Raw genomic sequence first — 20,733 nt, 5'->3', positions numbered from 1 at the left:
TCGTCATGTCATTGTTCGGCGTAATCACCTGTGCTTCGGTTCCGCCTTCTTTATGGGGCCGCTGATCGAAGTATTCAACGTACATATCACAAGACCAATTCTGGCAAAAAAATAACTTGGGGCCACAAACCCCAAGTTTTTTTGTGCAGATATTTATTTGTCTATTACTCTAAAAGTGACGGTCCTGGTTCCGGTGTAGTTTCCTTTACCGGTGATTATGGCCTTAATTTCTGTCCCTGCGGGGATGATGTCAAGAGGGCTGACCTCGCTTCCCGCGGAAGCACTAATGTCTTCAAGGCCCTTGGATTTCTTTTTAGGATTCTTATAGCGATGTACAGTGGTTTTACCTGCATAAACATATGTGATCTTTTTACTGTAATCTGTTCCGGCGGTAAGCTTTTTCCTGTTTTTATCATATACTGCGATCCCGGGAGCAGTGAGTCCGGGTGTGGCCTTGGCATAAACATAGTTTGCAGAAGCTTCCAGGGAGCTTATGTCTGAAAGGACAACCTTGAAGTCCTGTGTCAAAGAGCCTTTGAAATCACCTTTGAACTTAATGGTAACTGTGGCGTTACCGGGTTTTTTATTCTTCTTATAGGAAAGCGTGTAGTCAGTTCCCTTTGTAAGTCCAATGGTTTCACCCCAGCTTGTCCAATGAGTAATAACGACATATGGCTTTGCGCCGCCCTTTGTATAGGGGACATCTCCGATCGCATCGACCTTGATCCGTTTGCCGCCATCCGCATTAATATCAAAGGGCAGGATCTTAAAAGGCTTTTTGATAGTGCCGCGATAGTTTCCTATACCGGTGATGACTATAGTAGCGGTTCCTGCTTTGTAATTATTCAGGTAAGACACTGTATAATCTTTGTCTTTTACCAGCTTTCCGGCAGCATTTTTGGCGGTAAAATCAGCTTTGGAAGCGTAAATGATCATGTTATCCTGAGTAGCGGCAGTAAAGACTTCATATGTCTTTTTGCTCTCAAAACCTGTAATATAGCACTTCTTAATGGATTTTGTGCCTGTCTTCACCCACTTGGCGTAAAGCGTCACATTTTCATATAATCTTTTGCCAAAATCATATCTGGTCTTAAAACCGGAATCTTTGTACCACCCATCAAACAGGTAGCCACTGCTTGATATGGAGGGCTCTTTTACATAGCTTCCGAAGGACACTGTCTGATCCTTCAGAGTCTTGTCACAGCCTGTTACGAACTTAACTGTGAAAATATCAGCATCACCCTCAGGGATGAATCTGGAAGTATAACCGGGGGTCAGACTATCAATACTTTCATACCAGGTGCGATTATTCACAGGAAAATAGAGGTTTGCGTTTTTAAAGGCCAGTCTACCTATGCCCTTTAAACAATCTGATGGAAAGTGAATATCAACATTCTCGTGACCATATAAACAGCTTTCCAAGGGATAGAAGTCGGGAAGGCCTTTGCCCACATTGATGCGCTTTCTTACTTTTGGAAGGCCATAATCGTTGAGATCGGTAAGGGAGTCCGGGATGTCCAGGGTATCAACGGTTATACCAAAAAATGCGTCTTCCTCAATCTTTTTGACACCGGTTCCAAGGTTAACTTTAGTCAGGTTATCGCAGGATTCAAAGGCATAACTCCTGATTGTCCTGACGTTTTTACCTAATGTGACCGACTTTACGCAGGAATTACTAAAGGCTCTGAGTTCAATAGTCTCAGCGTTTAGTTCAAGGTGCTCAAGGTCCGGGGATTCTGCGCCAAAAAAACTATAGGTTCCGAGACTTTTGGTATTCCTGATAGCAGCTGCAAGTTCGGGTGCCTCCGTTGCCGATAAACAATAGAAGGCATAAGAGCCAATTTTTTCAAAAGATGTATTTGGGGCAACGCAGAAAGAATCAAGGCTGTCGGCGTTGTAAAAAGTATAGTCGCCTATTGTCTTAACCGAAGACGGAATATATATTTTTTTTACAGTGGCCGTACGGAGGAAGGCAAAATTACCAAGATACGTGATTCCGTTGCCAATCTCAATTTCTTTGACCTTTGTATAATCTTCATGTTCGATCCAGGGTGCAGCGTTTGAAAGGGCGTAATCGTACATGGGGCCTGTGCCGGAGATCACCAGCTTTTTCTTGCCCTCATAGGCTTCACTGTCCGTGATCTCCCAGGTGATGCCGACTCCGCATTTATTATCTTTTTTTCTGTTAAGGGGATAAAAAGTTATTTGCCCATTAATAAGCGGGAAACCGAGGTATGTGTATATGAATTGTCTGGCATACTCATCTGTCCAGCCTGATCCGGTGTGATAAACAAAGGTATGTACACGAATAAATCTGTGAGGATCATCTTTGTCCGTAATCTTCGGCGCATTCCCAAGGAAGATGAGCTTTCCTATGTTGCTGTTGTAAAAAGCCAGCACGTTAAATACTTCCAGGGAAGCGGGGAAAGTGATGCTGTCTGTGCCATTCCATATATATGCAAAAGAATATGCACCGATAGATTTAACGGATTTACCAATTGTAATATCAGTAAATCCGGCGTGCTTGTAAAAGGCATAGTCTCCGATGCTTGTGATCTTATCGCCGATCACAAGCTTAATGCAGGTGCCCTTGCAGCAAGGTGCCCAGGGAGCAGGTGACTCCTCGGTGTAATTGTCCATATCGCCGGAGCCTGCTATTGTAAGAGTGTAATTTGCGTATGACCAGGTGGCATTTGTTCCACACTTGCCGCTGGTGGCAGGCGCGACGTACTCAGTGAGCTCTGCGGATTCCTGAGCCTCATCCGGATAGGCGCCGCCGTCCTCTGCTATAGTGATCTCTTCAGAATCAGGATCAGCTTCAGAAACTGCTTCCGGAGCATCCTCTTCATTCAAAATATTGATATCTTCACCGGTGGCATCCTCGCCGGCAATAATTGATCCTTCTTCAGTTATCGTGGAATCTTCATCTGAAATGTCCGACAGAATTACTTCATCTGACTCTGCTGCGCTTACATCGGACGATGTAAACCCGGCATTAAACAGCATTACTGCACTCAGAATAAGCGCAGCACTTCTTATTATATTTCCCATTTTGATACTCCCAACAAACTTTTTTTAAACTGAGGGCATTGTACCACACGGTGCCCGGGACTTCAACGATTACAGCGGGCAGCAGAAGCTTTTTATCACAAGGCCTATATTGGCAAAAAAATAACCCCGAAGACATGAAATTGTCTGACACTATGGATGAATATCCTAAAAAATGATAAAATATTTATTGCCTACCGTTATTGACTTTTTAGGATCACATAGGGTTTAAAATATGCCAAGAAAGCAGAGCCTTAGCACAACCTATATCCCGGTGCATCTTCAGAAGCTGATGAAGCAGATTCCCGAATCTGCTTTTACTACTGTTGTTGCGCCCATGGGTTATGGGAAAACTACCGTCATCAACCATTTTCTTGAGGAAAGAGCCAAAAAACAGGACTGCAGTATCATCAGAATCAGCATTTATTCTGACAATCTGCCCGTATTTTGGAAAAGCGTTCAGGATGCCTTCAGATACGAGGGCTATCCTTTTCTTGATAACTATGCCTGTCCCACGGACCTTATCGGCGGGAACCTTGTTATGGATGCCATTTGCCGCGCTCTGGCCGGGGAAAAAGATATCTATATTTTCATTGATGATTTTCATCTTCTTTCAAAGGGGCGACTCCCCGGATTTCTGGCGAAGGTCGCAGACCGCCTTCCACCCAATATCCATGCCATAATTGCAAGCCGTGAAAATGTCATCAGCGATATGGAAGCCATAAAGCTTGGGCGAAAAGCATGCGTCATCTCCCCTGAGGATCTGAGGCTTGAGCGGGAGGAAATCGCGGCCTACGTCCACCGCTGCGGCATTGACATGTCAGAGGAGCAGCTGGAGGAACTGTGCTATTCCACAGAGGGCTGGTTTTCCGCGGTATATCTGTGTCTTCGCACCTATATGATCGGCGGCATCATTCCCGGCAGGGACTCCGATATTTACTCTGTTTTCACCACAGCCATGATAGATTCCCTACCTGAGGATATGCGCAGATTCCTGATAGTAATGGGCCTTGCGGATGAATTTTCCGTGGAAATGGCTGAGTTTATCACAAATAATAAGGCCTCCGGGGATATCCTCAAGAAGCTAGCCAAACAGAATGCCTTTGTAAAAAAGCTCCCGGACAGCAATAACTTCCGCTTCCATCACATGATGAAGGAATGTACAGAGAAGCTTTTTGACGAATTTGATAAAGAGGCAAAGGATTTTTACAGAAACCGCTACGGCGAGTGGTACGAGCAGCATGATCAGTATATTCATGCCATAACCTCCTACAGCTGCAGCGGAAATTATGATGCCATCCTCCAGGTGATTCAGGCTGATGCGGGAATTCTTTTGTCCTGCTGGGGCCCTGCCCAGATACTGCAGCTGCTGGATAACTGCCCGGTGGAAGTTCTGGCCAGATACCCCCTTACCATACTGGTCCTTATGAGATGCCTTTTTAATTTCAGACAGATCCCCAAGATGCTGGAGCTCAGGGACCTGCTGCAGAATGTAATAGAGAACAGTCAGGATATTCCTCCTGTTGAAAAGGGTAATCTTTTGGGAGAAAGTGATCTTATCATGAGCTTTCTCATGTTTAACGACGTCACAGCCATGAGCAGGTTCCACAGGTCTGCCAGCGAGCAGATGACAAGGCCCGCCATCAGTATAACCAACAAGGGCGGCTGGACCTTTGGCTCCCCATCGGTTCTTATGATGTTCTACAGACAGCCCGGGGACCTGGAAAAAGAGCTTTCGGAGATGGACGAGTGCATGCCCCATTACTACAAGGTCACCAATTACCACGGCTACGGCGCCGAGAGGATAATGAGAGCCGAAGCCCGCTACATGCAGGGGGACTTTGTTGACGCCGCCATAGCACTGGGGAAAGCTTATATCCAGCCGGAAAAATGCGATCAGGACAATATGAAGCTCTGCTGCGATTTCCTGGATATGAGGATGAACCTTTTTGCAGACCATGAGCTGACTATCAATCCTGATGACAGGAAAAAAGAGATACTGAAGAACTATAACGCAGGACTTATAAATATCTGGAATGCCTCCTGCGCCTACTACTATGCCCTTCTTGGGGATGTGGAAAAGGTGCCCAAGGTATTCAGGGAGCACCTTCTGGAGCGGGTTAACATCTTAGAGCCCGGAAGGCCCATGACAGAGATGATAGAGAACAGTGTGTACCTTGCCCAGCAGGACTATACCAAGGTTCTGGGCCGGGTGGACCGGCAGATAGCCATTTGCGAGAGGATGAACTACTGCCTGGTGAAGATCTACCTTCTTATCCAGAAGGCCGCCTGTTTAAACGCAGTTCACAAGGTCACCGCAGCTGGGAAAGTCCTGATGGACGCCCTGGAGCTGGCACAGCCGGACAATCTGATGATGCCCTTCGTGGAAAACTATGAAGCTCTTGAACCGCTTTTTGATGAAGTCCACAGCTTTTTTAACCACGGACAATTCATCGACAGGATAAAAGAGCTGTCCTTAGTCTGCAGAAAAAGGCTTGAGAAAAATTCGGGAGTGCTGGAGGTTCAGGTATTCTCAAAGCTCACCGCCAGAGAAGGGGAGGTGGCATCTCTCATGGCCAAGCGCCTCACCAACCACGAGATCGCAGAGAAGCTCTTCTTATCCGAAGGCAGTGTAAAGCAGTACAGCAACCAGATCTACTACAAACTCAACATTAAAGGAGACACCCGAACCAAGAGAAAGCGCCTGCTGGAGCTTCTCGGAGGAAGTGAATAAAAAACCTAACTAATGGTTAAGTGTTAAATATTTAAAGGCCACTGTAGAATTTTCTTACGGTGGCTTTTAGTTTGTTTGAAAAAGTTTTTCTGTGAGAGAGGTGGGATATGATGAGTAAAAAATTCTTAACGAGGTTACTGTCATTCATACTGGGCGCAGGCCTTGTATTGCAGCCTGTGGCAGCATACGCTGCAGAACCTGCCGAAGGGGAAGAGGAAGAACAGATAACCCTTGAAGAAGCTGTGGATGATGCAGAAATTTTGGAGGAAGCTCCGGAAGAGGAAATTGCAGTTGAGGAATATGAAGCAGACGTCCAAAGCTATGATCCAAAAGAGGCAGAGCGTCAGGAGGATAGCAATCTGTCCAATCTTGAATGTAGTGTTTATGGGAATAGGCTCTGTTATATGCGTGCCCGCGGAGCGGATATGTATATTTTGGAAGCAGAAGGTGAAGGAAAGAATTATTATTATGAAGAAAATGACGGCGTTATTGATTTGGATTATCATTTCCGAAGCCTTGAATTTAATTCGGGTACATACGCTTGCAGGTTTTATGGTATTAAAAGAGACGGGGGTATTGTTACCAAAGCAGTAGAATTCCAATATACCTATACTGCCCCTTATACATATATTAGAAAATTTTCAGCTACAGCCCATATTCAGGATTATTTTAATCGTAGAGTTCAAGGTTGTTATATCGAAAAAACCAGTGATCCCAGGTTGAAACTTGAATTCGAAGGGTGGACGCTGGAAAAACCGAAGGGGAGCCCCCATTATCTGTGGGATAAGGAAACACAAATTCTTCCCGGTACATGGTACCCAAAATTTAAGGTATCTCTTGAACCAAGCGCCAAAGCCAAGGAGCCTGATTTAGTGTTTTCTGAATTACTCAGGGTTACTATAGATGAGACAGAATACACATTTTTCCAGAGAAAAACAGAAAATGGTACAGTCTATCAATATTATAAAGGGCCCAGCCTTACTTTTGATCCGGTTCCCATTCAAAATCTAAGGATTGTAAATAATATGGTAAGTTGGGACCATTTTAATACTCCTTATCAGCATACGGTGTGGGATTATGTAGTTAGGATAATATACGGTGATATTCTATACGGTGGCGGAAAAGAAGAATTTATAACACGTAATAATTCTTTTTATAATGTTGATAAGTTCCTTCAGGAAAAAAATGTGGACTCCGGAAGTTATCAGATTGTTGTCTGGGCCAGGACTAGGGATGAAGTTGTAGAAACTCTACCAACCTCAATTTTTTATAATTATGTCAAACCAAAAGAAACCATTTCTACACTTAGTGTAAGCAGTAATGAAGATGAGATCATCGGATATAAAAAGCCTGTTAAAGACCCTGATATTGTAAATGATGATAAGCCTCAGGTCAGTGCCGGGTTCGGCGGATGGCAGGAAAAGATCGAAGGCCCGCAGGAGCAATGGGAGACCTATGATCTTGGTGTATTCAAAACCGGAACATACAGATATCTTGTGACAGTAAACTTTGATAAGAACTATGAAGAAGATTACGCATTAGATCCAAAATTAAAGCTGACTGTCAATGGAGTAGAGTTTACCAAAATAGATGATGATGATGACGAGATCACTTTTGCATCACCGGAAATAACCGTGGATTATCCTGAGCTTACCAATGTTAAATTTGAGGGAGATGTCCTCTCCTGGGACCCCGTAGATGACGAAGACCTGTGGTTTTATCAGATCAATGTGGGCAAACATCAGAAGATAACCTCCGAGTGCAGCGTAGATCTTAAAGAGATATGCGATGCACTCAGATACTATGGCGGAATCATTCCCATAGAGCTCTTTGCTATTGCATACGAATACAAGCCTATTACCCAGGTATACAGTTTTGATTATGAATATGACGGACCGCTTCCAAAGGACAGAACCGTTATTAGTGAGCTGACCCTGCAAAGCTCCATCAAGGGTATGTTCCGGGAGGGATATCCCAATTCAAATATGCTCTCCGCCGGGAACCAGTTCTGGATCGACTGCCTTGAGGGCTGGTGGGAAATTTATGAAGACGACGAGTGGAGCAGATATAACGAGCCTACGTTCGGAAAAGGCACCTATAGATACAAGAATAAGATCAGCATTGATGCGGATTACAAAGATTCCTATATGCTTGATCCCAAGCTCACTCTGACTGTGGATAAAAAGGAATGGTTCAGGTGTGAGACTGAGTACGATATCAATGATGAGGTCATATACATTGTATTTGTATCTCCTGAATATGTTCTTCCGCTTCCGGAAAAAGCAAAGATCACGACTATATCTGCAAGCTGTGAGGATCCAAGTGGCTATGTCATAAAGGACGCAGAGCAGGCGTTACCTGAGCTTACCAATATTGACAGAGAGGAAGTTGACATAAAGACAGCATGGGTACTGTATGAGAACGGAGAACCCAAGCAGCCTGAAGGAAATACCTTTACGCCGGGAGAGTGGCACCTCGCTATTGCAGTATTGGTAAAAGAGGATTATGAAGACATCTACGAGCTTGAAAGAACCACGACCTTAACCATAAACGGCGAAGAATGGACCAATGTCACAGGAAAAGGCGATCCGCACTATGGAGTATACTTTGTTTCTCCCGGGTATGTGATAGAAGATGATGAGCCTGTTGAAGTAACCGGAACCTGGCACTCCAAGTGGGGCACGACCTACTTTGAAACAGAGGAGGGCGAGAGGCTTTCAGGTCTTCATAAGATAGAGGGTGAATTATACCTCTTTAGCGCAAACGGAACTCTTCAGAAGAATGTGTTCCATGAAGAAGGGGAAAAGAAGTACTACTTCGGCAGCGACGGAAAGGCCGTAAAAGGCTGGCTTAGCAAGTGGAATGCAACTTACAGGTTCGATGATGAATTCGTTATGATGAAAGGCTTTGCCGATATCGATGAAGATACCTACTACTTCAATGATAAGGGGCATCTGGTTAAGAGCGGCTGGATAGAAGAAGAGGGCAAGAAATACTATGCCAAGTCCGACGGCAAGCTGGCCAAGTCAGAGACCATAAAGAGATGGGGCAAGAAATACAGCTTTGATGCCGACGGAGTGCTGCTTCCATAACATTTTTTGAAATTTTTTATGAGAGAGGTGGATAGTATGAGTAAAAAACTATTAACAAGATTGTTGGCACTGACTATGTGCGCAGGTCTTATTTTGCAGCCTGTGACTGCCTATGCACAGGAAGTGGATGCTGAAGCAGATCTCGAGGAAATTGTCCTTGAGGAGGCTGCGGAAGAAGATATTGAGGTTGGAGGCGGGCTCATTATTATCGATGAATTTCCTGAGATTTCCGGAGTGAGCATATCCGATAATATGCTGTATTGGGATCAGCTTGGCGAATGCCGTCTCTATCTCATTGAAATTGGTGATGTAAAAGAAGTTGTTAAGTATTTTCCACCCCTTGATCTTGAGTTTTTCTGTGAGATATCTGATGTACCCTTCGGTTCATATACAGTTAAGATCACGGCGGTAAACGGAGTGGAAGTTGATAGCATTGCACTTTCAAAGACTGCAGAAATACCCTGGGTTTATGGAAAACCTACCCCTTTAGAGAAGACAAAGATCACGAAAATTGAAGCCACATCAAATATGGGGGAATTTGTCAAGTTTGGTGAACCCACAAAGGCTCCTGATTTCACTTTTGCTGATTACGAAGGTATCGTAGTTACCGGAGGAAGATGGCTTAAGAGAACAAGTGGTGGCGAAAGAGTTGAATCAACTGAAGAAACCTTTAGTCTGGGCGATTGGTTCTATGAGGTAGAGCTGGGTATTGACGATGAACATAAGGATCTCTATGAGTTTGATCAGTACATGCAGCTATATGTGGACGGAGTAAGATGGATCGGAATAGATGTGGCTACTTTCCGTTGTCCCGGAATCTCAGTAATTGATGAGGAGAACCGAGTTACTCTCAAGGAGATAAATGCTACCAGCGATATTCCTGAGATATTTGTAAATGGCGGTACTTATAGGACTCCCAATATTACGAATGATGACGGAATAGTATATTTTTCCTCAATGTATACTGATAAGAAGGACGGAGACAACTGGAAAAATATATATGCCTTCGGACCTACTTTAACTGAAGGAGAATATGTATATTATTTCATAATGAGCTTAAAGGATGATTATGTATATACCCATAAGCTCACAGAAGAAACAAAAGTAATAATAGACGGCCTGGAATGCACTATGGTATCCACAGGTACCATAGTGGGCGACGGAATGATCATGGCAACTTTTAGAACAGGAGTTATCGAGATTAAGGGTGAAGAACCTATTGAACCTGACGATCCTGATGATCCCAATAATATCGAAGGCGGAACCTGGAAGACAAAGTGGGGCGCAACCTACTATGAGACTGAGGATGGTCAGAAGCTTAGCGGTGTTCAGAAGATTGACGGAGAGTACTATCTCTTTAGCGCAAACGGAACTCTTCAGAAGAATGTGTTCCATGAAGAAGGGGAAAAGAAGTACTACTTCGGCAGCGACGGAAAGGCCGTAAAAGGCTGGCTTAGCAAGTGGAATGCAACTTACAGGTTCGATGATGAATTCGTTATGATGAAAGGCTTTGCCGATATCGATGAAGATACCTACTACTTCAATGATAAGGGGCATCTGGTTAAGAGCGGCTGGATAGAAGAAGAGGGCAAGAAATACTATGCCAAGTCCGACGGCAAGTTGGCCAAGTCAGAGACCATAAAGAGATGGGGCAAAAAATACTCCTTCGATGAAAATGGAGTACTGCTGCCATAAGATTATTTTAAGAATAGTGTGAATATCTGACGAATGACAAATACTAACTAATGGTTAGGTGTTTATTTTGTTATGGGTATCTTAAAATTTATTTTGCAACGGCCGTAGAGTTTTGGTATTAAATTTCATTTTTGAGTGAGGTGGGATAGTATGAGTAAAAAATTATTAACGAAACTGTTGGCACTAACCATGTGTGCAGGCCTTGTAATGCAGCCTGTTACCGCTTTGGCCCAGGAGGAGCCTGAGGAGATCTTCCTTGAGGAGGATGATATTTTTGGGGCAGCTCCCGAGGAAGCGCAGTTACAGGAAACCGGCTATCTTGCAAGACTGAGGGATGAGAACGGCATTTTGATGTATGACCCTTATGAGGGGGCAGCACAATACGAGATTGAAATAGAGGGCGACTCTTATTACACAGAAGAGACAAGCTTTAATTTAGCCCAGGCCTTTTTTGACTTGGAGAAGCCTTTTGGCAAATATTTAATTTATATTGCTCCGCTGGATGAGGCCGGAGAGCGGATGTTCCCGCTTCATGAGTATCCTTTTACCTTCCAGACATTGCCAGCCGGAGAAAAGCACCAGATTACAACAATTAATGGAACATCCAATATAGGCGAGATATTCGTGGACGGCCATAAGTATCAGGACCCGGATTTCGTGATCCCTGCTCCAATAACAATTTACAAAATTGAATGGCTGAAATATATGCACGGAAGCTTTACTCCTGTCAGAGCTGATTCCAATGACTTTTTCTCTGCTGGGGACTATCGCTACAGACTGTCGGTGCTGAGGACTTCTGAGTATCAATACACCCATGAATTCGGAACTGAGCTGCATCTTATTATAGACGGCCAGGAATGGATCCGCGAAGGCGGACGGGAAACCTCCGATGGCAAGATTCTGGATGGCGTGTATGTTTCACCCACAATGACCATCAAAGAGGAGCCCGTTGGCCCTATTGATCCCGGTGATCCGGAAGATCCGATAATCATAGTAGATCCTCCGATAGACCCTGTTGATCCTATCGATCCTATCGATCCCGATGACGGCGAATGGTTCGAGAAGTGGGGCGCAATCTACTACATGACCGCAGATGGCCAGCTTCTTACAGGAATGTGGAACATTGACGGCGAGTTGTACTACTTCAATGAAAAAGGCATTATGCAGACCTGCGTTTTCCATCAGGAAGATGGAAAGATGTACTACTTCGACAGTGACGGAATGGCAGTATCAGGCTGGCTTGAAAGATGGGTTTCCACATATTACTTCGATGAAGACTGCGTAATGCAGATCGGCTTCGTTGATATCGACGGCGATACCTATTACTTCGACGAGCACGGCCATCAGATGCACAGCTACTGGGTAACTGAAGGCGGCAATAAATATTACATCCAGGCCGACGGCACCATGGCCAAAGGCATATCCATCCGCCGCTGGGGCAAAAAATACACCTTCGACGCCGACGGAGTACTTATTCATTAACGTTTCTGAATTCCAGGGCATCCGCATATAACAGTGCGGGTGCCCTTTTATGTCGCTTTTTCCCTACGGCATAAAAGTAATATTTTTTGCCAGAAACCCAAAAAAATGGGAGAAGAAAACCAGGCTGCAAATCTTATCTTCAAGATAATCATAGACAGGGACAATGGGGAGGGATTTGATGCGCCCTGCGGAAATACAAAATGCGAGACATTCGGATGACGACCTTGATTTAGTAGGCCTTCAGAGGACTGGCCGTCAAGCTGTTCTGAACAACGTGAAAGCTTGGCGGACTGGCCTATGAAGGCCACTAAACCAGGAAGTCAACGACGCGAGTATTTTGTGTTTTCGCAGGGCGCAGCGAATCCCTCCCCATTGTCCCGTCCTCTATTAATGATTGAAAGCCGCAGTTTTCATGGTTTATAATGATTTTTGACTAAGTTTCATGATGCGAAAGCATATTTATATATCGTGAATGAGGAGGTATTGTATGGAAAACAGACCTGCAGGTAGGAAAAAGAATGTGACGGAAGGCGGCTCCGGCGTACACAAAAGAGGCGACGGCCTTGGCACCGGTCCCGTAGGCAGCGGCAGCTTCGGCGGAGGAAACGGCGGCGGCAGCGGAGACGGCGGCCCCCAGAGATCCGGCGGAAGAAGCCCACTTTTTATGATAATAGTAATTGCAATAGTACTCCTGGGCGGCGGTGGCGGCCTTGGCACAATGCTTGGAGGCGGCGGTTCCACCGGCTCCCAGCAGGTGGTTCAGTATGACACCCAGCCCTCCCAGACAACAACCTCATCCCAGGGTTCACAGTCAGTATCCCTTGGTGGCGGCAGCGGCTCACTTCTGGGTGGCCTTCTTGGCGGAGGCTACAGCCCCTACGGCGGTGAGGGCCTCAGTTCAGCAGCCTGGAGCAGCGAGAGCAACACAGGAAAGCTCAACACACAGGTGGCTGCAGGTGCCAGAGAAAAGCGCACAGTGATCAAGGGCGACGGCTCCGATATCGTAACCATCATGGTCTACATGTGCGGCGCAGACCTTGAGTCCAGAAGCGGCATGGCAACCAAGGACCTTCAGGAGATGCTTCGTGCAGACCTTGGAGATAAGGTAAATCTTATCGTTTACACAGGCGGTGCCAAGAGCTGGCAGAACAACGTGGTTTCCAGCTCCACCAATCAGGTATATCAGGTAAAGAACGGCCAGCTCGTACTTTTGAAGGACAACCTGGGAAGCGTTCCCATGACCAAGCCCGAGACCCTTTCAGGCTTCATCAAATGGTCAGCCCAGAACTTCCCCGCAGACAGATATGACCTTATTTTCTGGGATCACGGCGGCGGATCCGTGGGCGGTTACGGCTATGATGAGAAGTTTGCATCCGCAGGAGCCATGTCCCTGGCCGGCATCAACACAGCCCTTAAGGACGGCGGCGTTACCTTTGATTTTGTGGGCTTTGACACCTGCCTTATGGCAACCGTTGAGAATGCCCTTCTTGTTTCCAACTACGCAGATTACCTGGTGGCATCAGAGGAGACAGAGCCCGGTGTAGGCTGGTACTACACAGACTGGCTCACAGCCCTCGGAAGAAACACCTCCATGTCCACCCTTGAGATCGGCAAAAACATCATCGACTCCTTTACCAATGCCTGTGCCCAGAGCTGCCCCGGTCAGAAGACCACACTTTCAATGATAGACCTGGCAGAGCTCTCCCATACAGTACCTGCAGAGCTGGCAGATTTTTCCAAGGACACATCGGAAAAGATCCAGAGCAGCGAGTTTGCCTCTGTTTCAACAGCCCGCAGCACCACAAGAGAGTTTGCGGCATCCTCCAAGATAGACCAGGTGGACCTGGTGGATTTTGCCATCAGAATGAATACCAAAGAAGCCACAGAGCTGGCAGATGCCTTAAAGAGCGCCATCAAATATAACAGAACCAGCTCCAACATGACCAACGCCTACGGCCTTTCAATCTACTTCCCCAGCAAGAAGCCCGGAAAGGTAGACGGCATGGTCAACACCTACGCAGCCATCGGAATGGACGACGACTATGCTAAGTGTATTCAGGACTTCGCAGCCATGAACGTTGCAGGTCAGGCTGTTGCAGGCGGAAGCGCCACAGCTTCACCTATGGGCTCACTTTTCGGAGATTATACAGGAAGCGGCAGCGCAGCCGGTGGCTCCTCAGCAGAGCTTATCGGCCAGCTTCTTTCAACCTTCCTTTCCAGCGACTTTAGCAGTATTTCAGGCCTCAGCGCCTCCAATACTTCTTTCCTCGGAAAGAGCCTTGATGTGGATAAGGCAGCCCAGGTCATCGCAGGCCATCAGTTTGATGCTTCACAGCTCTTCTGGAAAAAGAACTCAGCGGGAGAGGACGTTATCACTCTCACCGAGGACAACTGGAATCAGGTAAGCGACCTAACATTCAGCATGTACTACGACGACGGCGAGGGCTACCTCGAACTTGGTAAGGACAACGCCTTTGAGTACGACGAGGAAGGCAACCTTATGGCTCCCACAGACAAGACCTGGCTCGCCATTGACGGACAGGTGGTTTCATACTTTGTCATCGATTTTCAGCAGGAAGGCGACAGCTACGCCATCACAGGCCGTGTTCCCTGCTATGTAAACGGCGACAGAGCTGAGCTCATCATTGTCTTTGACTCAGAGAATGAAAACGGCTACGTGGCCGGTGCCAACTACGATTACGTGGAGGGCGAGACAGAGACTGTAGCCAAGAACGTGACAGAGCTTGAAGTTGGTGACACTATTGAGTTCATCTGTGACTACTACACCTATGACAAGAAGTTTGTGGACGCCTTCTACATCGGAGACCCCATGACTCTTGATAAGGACATGAAGGACCTTGTTATCAGCAACGTTTCTGTCGGCGACGGCCCCGTTATGGTGGGCTTCTGCTTCACAGACGGCTATCAGCAGCAGTACTGGACACCTTTTCTTAAGTATTGATCGGTAAAAAAATGGGTAGAAAAACGGAACTTACGACTCTGTGCTATCTTGAGCGGGATGACAAATACCTCATGATGCACAGAGTCAGCAAAAAGAACGATATAAATAAAGACAAGTGGATCGGCGTCGGCGGCCATTTCGAGGACGGGGAGAGCCCCGAGGAGTGTGCAAAGCGCGAGATCTACGAGGAGACAGGCTTTGACATCCCGCTGGATCAGCTCAGGTACAGAGCGGTCATCACCTTTATTTCCGATAAGGGCGACTACGAGCTCATGTCTCTTTTCACAGCCAAATGTCCCGCCGGAGAGCCAAAGGAATGCGACGAGGGAAGGCTCGAATGGGTAAAAAAGAGCGACGTCTTCGACCTCAACATCTGGGAGGGAGATAAGATATTTTTCCTTCTTCTTGAGGAGAGCGAGAAGTTCTTTTCCCTGAAGATGGCCTACGACCTGGAGGACAACCTCCGGGAAGCTGTTCTGGACGGAAAAGAGCTGGATTTCAAGGCTGTTTTGTCCAAGTTGTAAATACGGAAAGTTTTGATCATGGAAGAAAAAAGTAAAGATTTTCTTGCGGGCAGAGTCAGAGACCTGGCCACAAGAGCATATATGAACAACTTTGTCACTCACACGGACTTTTTGTCCGTGTCTGAGCTGGCGACATTTTATCAGATTCTGGCAAGCGAAGGGATCTCCTCAAACGTGCATGAATACTGCGGCGCGAAGTACGTAGTCTACGGCGGCTTTGAGGATGCGGAGAGAGCGATGATCTGCTTTTTGCCGGAGTATCTGGATGAGGAGGGCTTTCTTATGGCGGAGGCCGCGGAAAGTCAGGTCCTTAAGTGCATCCATGTGCTGCCGGTAAATGCGAAGTTTTCCGATGAGCTCACCCATAGAGATTACCTGGGAGCCCTGATGAATCTGGGAATAGAGAGAGATCAGATAGGCGACATTCTCACGGGGGAGAAGGAAGCCTATTTTTTTGTGACCGAAGAAATGGCGGAGATGATCTGCAAAGAGCTCATAAGGATCAGACACACCTCTGTGAAATGCAGCATCGTGAATCCTGCGGAGTGCACTATCCGTCCCGCTTTTGAGGAAAAAAGCGGAAGTGTTGCCTCGGAAAGGATTGATGCTATCCTTGCTTTTGTATATAATCTCTCAAGGTCAGAGTCCCAGAGACTCATAGAATCAGAGCAGGTCTTCATCGACGGCCGCACAGCCTACAGCGGCGGCTACGACCTGAAGGAGGGGGCACGGGTATCCGTCCGGGGCCACGGCAAGTTCATCTACCTGGGCCAGACCGGCACCACCCGCAAGGGCCGGTGCTTCGTGAAGGTTAAGTTATTTGTTTAAAAATTCTATATAAGGAGACGCTATGAAAAAAAGTAATTTTGTGGGGAAGCGCGTCATGGCCGCCGTTCTGGCCGTTATGACAGGTTTCATGATCACTCCCGGTGCGGCAGTAACCGCCAGAGCCGGCGAGGAAGCCGAATATGAAGAAATCATATTCGAAGAGCCGGCACAGCAGGCAGAAGATAGCTCTTTTGAAGAGCAGACAGAGCTTGAAGAAGCTGAAGTAATTGAAGGAACCGAGGAAACCGAAGAGACTGAGGAAGTAGAAGAACTCCTGCAGGAGGAGGAAATCAGTTTTGAGGCTGACTTAACCTTTGGGGATTACAGATACTATCTTTCCGGAGAAGATGCTGTAATCTCTCATTATTACGGAAAAGAAGCGGACGTTGTTATCCCGGAGGAAATTGACGGTCATAAGGTCGTTATTCTTGCCAATGACGCCTTCAAGGGAAAGAGCGCTCTTGAGACTGTTATAATTCCCGATACCGTTCAGAAGATCGGTTGTGGAGCCTTCAGATATTGCAGCTCTCTTCGCAAAGTGCAGCTTTCTAAGGAACTGACTTCTATCGATCAAAAGGCTTTTGAAGAATGTACAAGTCTAAGCGACATTACCCTTCCAGATAAACTGGAATACCTGGGCACCAAAGCTTTTGCGAAGGACAAAGCCCTTATAGAGATAACGATTCCGGCGTCTTTGAAAGATACCGGTGTAGATCCCTTTGAATATTCTGTTCAGAAAATGATCTTTGCGGAAGGAATGACAGCCATTCCGAGTCAAATTGCTGATGACGATTACTATTTAAAGGAAATCGTAATTCCCGATACAGTAATTTCCATCGGTGGTTATGCCTTCAGAAATTGCCAGAATCTGGAAGAAGTTGTGCTTCCGGATTCTGTTACAGAGATCAAAGAGTATGCCTTTTACGGATGTTCAAAAATGATACTTCCTTCAAAAAGACTTCCGGAAAATATCAGTTATATCGGATTCGGAGCATTTGACGGGGCAAGGGCTATCACTGAATTGACGATTCCCAAAGGATTGACCTCCGTAGGCCGAATGGCTTTTAGCAGCGTAAAAACCATGTATTTTGAAGATGGAATGACCGCTATTCCTGCAAATATGTGCGCCGAAGCAAAGATGCTTTCAAAGGTTGTAATACCGGATTCAGTAACAAGCATTGGATATCAGGGATTTTACAACTGTGATTGTTTAGAGAATATTGAGCTTCCGGAGAGGCTTGAAACTATCGGGGACTGGGCTTTTGCAAGTACCGATAAACTGGACAATGTCGTAATTCCGGATTCAGTAACCAATATCGGAAATTCAGCATTTAAATACTGTGATGGATTAAAGACTCTGCATTTACCCAAGTCCCTTGAGGCTGTTGGGGAAGGGGCTTTTGAAGACTGCGGCGGGCTTGAAAGTATCGTTCTTCCAATGGGGGTAAAATTCATAGGAAGATACTCTTTTGCTTTTTGCGATAAGCTTAAATCCATAGAGCTTCCGGAAGGTCTTGAGTATATAGGTGATAATGTTTTTAAATATGACCATGCTCTGGAAAAAGTAACTGTTCCATCTACAGTAACAACCATGGGAGCTAATATTTTCTATGACTCGGTTAAAAAGGTGGAATTTGCTCAGGGTATGAAAAATATTCCTGAAGAAGCCTGCTCCGGCGCCGATAAGCTCACTGAAGTCATTATTCCTGAAGGCGTGGAGACTATCGGTAAAATGGCATTTAAGAACTGTAAGCAGCTTGAAAAGGTTGTTATCCCGGATGGAGCCACAACCGTGGGCGAGAAGGCTTTTGAAGGTAACAGGCTTCTTAAGGTAACTGTTCCGAAAAGCCTGCAAAATATCGGGGATAAAGCTTTTGATGACTGTACTATAGTGCAGAAATGCGGAGAGGATCTCTGGTTTGAGGTCAATTTAGCTTTACATAGCGCACAAGTTGCAGGAACAGGTGAAATAGGAAATTCAACTGACAATGTTTTTGGAGCATTTATCTCGGATGTTAAGTTCCTGGAGCTGGGCGAAGGTATAACCGCTGTTTCAGACCATGCTTTTGAAGGAACCACAAACCTCAAGAGCGTTGTCATGGGAGACGGGGTTAAGACCATTGGAAAAGAGGCTTTCAAGGATTGTCCAAACCTTCAGAGAGTGGATTTTTCAGCGGGGCTTGAGACCATTGGAGACAGCGCTTTTTCCGGCTGTGCAGCTCTTAAAAATGTGATCTTTGCAGGGGATGCGCCTGTGGTTTCTGAGACAGCAATTCCCTCAGGCAGGATAAATGCTGTTTATCCTGCTGGCAATAAAACCTATAACAACACTTGGAAAGCCCGGTTCCCATACATGAAGTGGGAGACCTTTAACAATAACATTCCAAGAAAAGATATTGTTCTTATTCTTGATACCTCCAGGCCAATGTCTGATTATGGCCGAGGCGGAAACATGAAAGAATCAGCCATTTATTTCTGCGAAAAGCTGGGAGGACGTCTTAACAATGTCAGAATCAGCATTGTGGACGCTCAGGACTTTGAGAGTGTTGTTTTGGCCACCAATACCACTGATACTGTCAGAGAAAAAGATGCAATAAAGAGTTTAAAAATACATAACTCAAAGTCTTCTTTTGGTGAAGGTATGGAAGAGGCCTACAACATTCTGGCGGCATCAGAGGCTGAAAACAAGGCCGTTATCCTTTTTAGCTGCGGAGAACATAAAGGATACGAGAAGCAGGAAGCAATATACGGCTATGGCCAGACTTTCAGAGAGATTGGATGCGGCACCTACTCTGTGCTCATAACTCCTGAAGAAGAGGGAGCAACTAATATGCTTCTCTTTGCCGGCGCTGCTCAAAATATATGCTTTATCAATGATATCGACAGATTTACAGACATTTTTGCAGGTGAGAAGGTTGTAGAGGATCAGGAAAATGATTTCATTGCAGCCTTCACAGATCTTGCAGAAAAGCCCGAAGAGGGACTTTGCTTTAACCCTGAAAATGAGCGTTATGAGGCAGTGTTCAAGGGAGAAGCCGTTACACCAAAGGTTCTGGTTACATCGTCCCAGGGCATTCTCAAGGAAGGCACCGACTACACTCTTAAGTACAGCGGAAACACCAAATTAAATGCAAAGGGCAATCCCGCCACAGTGACCATCACAGGTAAGGGCAATTATTCCGGCAAAAAGGTGCTTGAATTCTACCTTTTACAGGATGAGTCCGAAGGACCAAAGGAAGGAACCCTTGCAGTTAAGGTTGAGTTCAAGGCTTCCGGGCATGTTTATAACGGAAAAGCCCAGACAGTTACCTGCACCACAGATTCAGAGGCAGGAGAGCTGGCAGTAACCGATGCTTCCGGCAAGCTCCTTACACTTGGGGAAGACTTTATTCTTAAATACAACTCCAATGTTAATGTGGGAACAGCCAAAGTCACAGTTCGCGGAATCGGCGAGTACACGGGCAGCGTTACCAAGACCTTCAAGATCACTCCTGATACTGCAAGCGAGATCGAAGCTTTGGTGGATGAGTCAGCTCCTGTTATCTATGACCCCAAGGGCGCTTCACCAAGGCTCAATGTTACAGTAAGCCGCGGCGAGGAAACACAGGTCCTTAAAGAGGGCAAAGATTATGTGATCAACTGTAAGAACAACAAGAAGGTTGGAACCGCCAAGTGCACAGTTTCCTTCCTGGGTAACTTCAAGGGACATGGAAAAATTAAGGATATTCCTTTTACAATTATTCCTGCATCCTTCAAGAAGGCGGATATAATTGTTCCCAATGTGGCATACAACTATAAAAAGGCCGGAACATATCGCTCTAAGCCTATCATCTCAATAGACGGCGTGCTTTTGAGCAAGAATGATTATGATGTTAAATATTTCTGCGGTGGCAGGGAACTTGAGAAGAAAGAAAAGATAACCCTTGATGTCTGGAACGAGGAATATTCAAGAAACATTGACGTGGTTATCACCGGAAAAGGAAACTACGAAGGCGACGTATTCTATTCAGATTACAATGTGATCCTGAGTTTAGCCGCAATTGACCTCTCCAAGGCCCAGATTATAGCCAAGGAACAGAACGCCAAGGGCAAAAATGTTCCCATCAAGACTCAGCAGTATACCGGAAGCGAGGTAAAACCTGAGGTTGCTGTTGTTGTCACTGTCAAGGGACGAAAGGTAAGAGTTCCTTCATACATGTATGAGGTAAAATACCTGAATAATGTCAAAGCCGGAAAAGCAACGGTTATGGTCGTTGGCAAGGGCGATGACACCGTAGGCAAATGTAAGACAACATTTACCATTGCAGCAAAGAAAATAAGATAAAAATAAGCAAACAAAAAGGTCATCGCAATCCCACCTGGGATTTT

9 protein-coding genes are annotated in these 20,733 nt (G+C 45.9%); 8 read left to right on the top strand and 1 reads right to left on the bottom strand.

Annotated elements, in window-relative coordinates:
• Positions 1–153 precede the first annotated feature (153 nt).
• Complete coding sequence (locus tag T359_RS0112010; protein WP_026517697.1) at positions 154–3,051, bottom strand: leucine-rich repeat protein; 2,898 nt, start codon at positions 3,049–3,051, stop codon at positions 154–156.
• Between the two features lie 232 nt (positions 3,052–3,283).
• On the opposite strand from T359_RS0112010, the gene T359_RS0112005 reads away from it, so the two are divergent.
• From T359_RS0112005 to T359_RS0111965, 8 genes are all read left to right on the top strand, one after another.
• Positions 3,284–5,782 carry a LuxR C-terminal-related transcriptional regulator gene (locus tag T359_RS0112005; RefSeq protein ID WP_026517696.1) on the top strand — a complete coding sequence of 833 codons (2,499 nt, stop codon included), beginning with the start codon at positions 3,284–3,286 and terminating at the stop codon, positions 5,780–5,782.
• Positions 5,783–5,889: 107 nt separating this feature from the next.
• Complete coding sequence (locus T359_RS0112000) at positions 5,890–8,874, top strand: N-acetylmuramoyl-L-alanine amidase family protein (protein WP_026517695.1); 2,985 nt, start codon at positions 5,890–5,892, stop codon at positions 8,872–8,874.
• Positions 8,875–8,910: 36 nt separating this feature from the next.
• The gene (locus tag T359_RS0111995) at positions 8,911–10,569 is read left to right on the top strand and encodes an N-acetylmuramoyl-L-alanine amidase family protein (RefSeq protein ID WP_197027095.1); all 1,659 of its coding nucleotides are present in this window, start codon (positions 8,911–8,913) and stop codon (positions 10,567–10,569) included.
• Between the two features lie 150 nt (positions 10,570–10,719).
• A complete protein-coding gene (locus tag T359_RS0111990) occupies positions 10,720–12,051 on the top strand; it encodes an N-acetylmuramoyl-L-alanine amidase family protein (protein ID WP_155840113.1) in 1,332 nt (443 codons plus the stop codon).
• Between the two features lie 487 nt (positions 12,052–12,538).
• Positions 12,539–15,013: a clostripain-related cysteine peptidase gene (locus tag T359_RS0111980; protein ID WP_026517692.1), complete on the top strand. Its 2,475-nt coding sequence runs from the start codon at positions 12,539–12,541 to the stop codon at positions 15,011–15,013.
• A gap of 11 nt (positions 15,014–15,024) precedes the next feature.
• Positions 15,025–15,537 (top strand): NUDIX hydrolase, encoded by a 513-nt coding sequence (locus tag T359_RS0111975; protein ID WP_026517691.1) that lies wholly within the window; start codon positions 15,025–15,027, stop codon positions 15,535–15,537.
• Positions 15,538–15,555: 18 nt separating this feature from the next.
• Positions 15,556–16,365, top strand: coding sequence for a YlmH/Sll1252 family protein (locus T359_RS0111970; protein ID WP_026517690.1), 810 nt, complete (start codon positions 15,556–15,558; stop codon positions 16,363–16,365).
• 22 nt (positions 16,366–16,387) lie between these two features.
• Positions 16,388–20,689, top strand: coding sequence for a leucine-rich repeat protein (locus T359_RS0111965; RefSeq protein ID WP_026517689.1), 4,302 nt, complete (start codon positions 16,388–16,390; stop codon positions 20,687–20,689).
• The last annotated feature ends 44 nt before the right edge of the window (positions 20,690–20,733 follow it).

Source organism: Butyrivibrio sp. MC2021 (assembly GCF_000621605.1).
Taxonomy (GTDB): Bacteria; Bacillota; Clostridia; order Lachnospirales; family Lachnospiraceae; genus Butyrivibrio.
Note: the sequence above shows the minus strand (reverse complement) of the source record. Positions and strands in the feature narration are given on the sequence as shown.

What these genes read in the sequence shown, in the direction of transcription:
- T359_RS0111980 (WP_026517692.1), top strand. Translation starts at nt 12,539, where the DNA reads ATGGAAAACAGACCTGCAGGTAGGAAAAAGAATGTGACGGAAGGCGGC.
- T359_RS0112000 (WP_026517695.1), top strand. Translation starts at nt 5,890, where the DNA reads ATGATGAGTAAAAAATTCTTAACGAGGTTACTGTCATTCATACTGGGC.
- T359_RS0112005 (WP_026517696.1), top strand. Translation starts at nt 3,284, where the DNA reads ATGCCAAGAAAGCAGAGCCTTAGCACAACCTATATCCCGGTGCATCTT.
- T359_RS0111970 (WP_026517690.1), top strand. Translation starts at nt 15,556, where the DNA reads ATGGAAGAAAAAAGTAAAGATTTTCTTGCGGGCAGAGTCAGAGACCTG.
- T359_RS0111975 (WP_026517691.1), top strand. Translation starts at nt 15,025, where the DNA reads ATGGGTAGAAAAACGGAACTTACGACTCTGTGCTATCTTGAGCGGGAT.
- T359_RS0112010 (WP_026517697.1), bottom strand. Translation starts at nt 3,051, where the DNA reads ATGGGAAATATAATAAGAAGTGCTGCGCTTATTCTGAGTGCAGTAATG.
- T359_RS0111965 (WP_026517689.1), top strand. Translation starts at nt 16,388, where the DNA reads ATGAAAAAAAGTAATTTTGTGGGGAAGCGCGTCATGGCCGCCGTTCTG.
- T359_RS0111995 (WP_197027095.1), top strand. Translation starts at nt 8,911, where the DNA reads ATGAGTAAAAAACTATTAACAAGATTGTTGGCACTGACTATGTGCGCA.
- T359_RS0111990 (WP_155840113.1), top strand. Translation starts at nt 10,720, where the DNA reads ATGAGTAAAAAATTATTAACGAAACTGTTGGCACTAACCATGTGTGCA.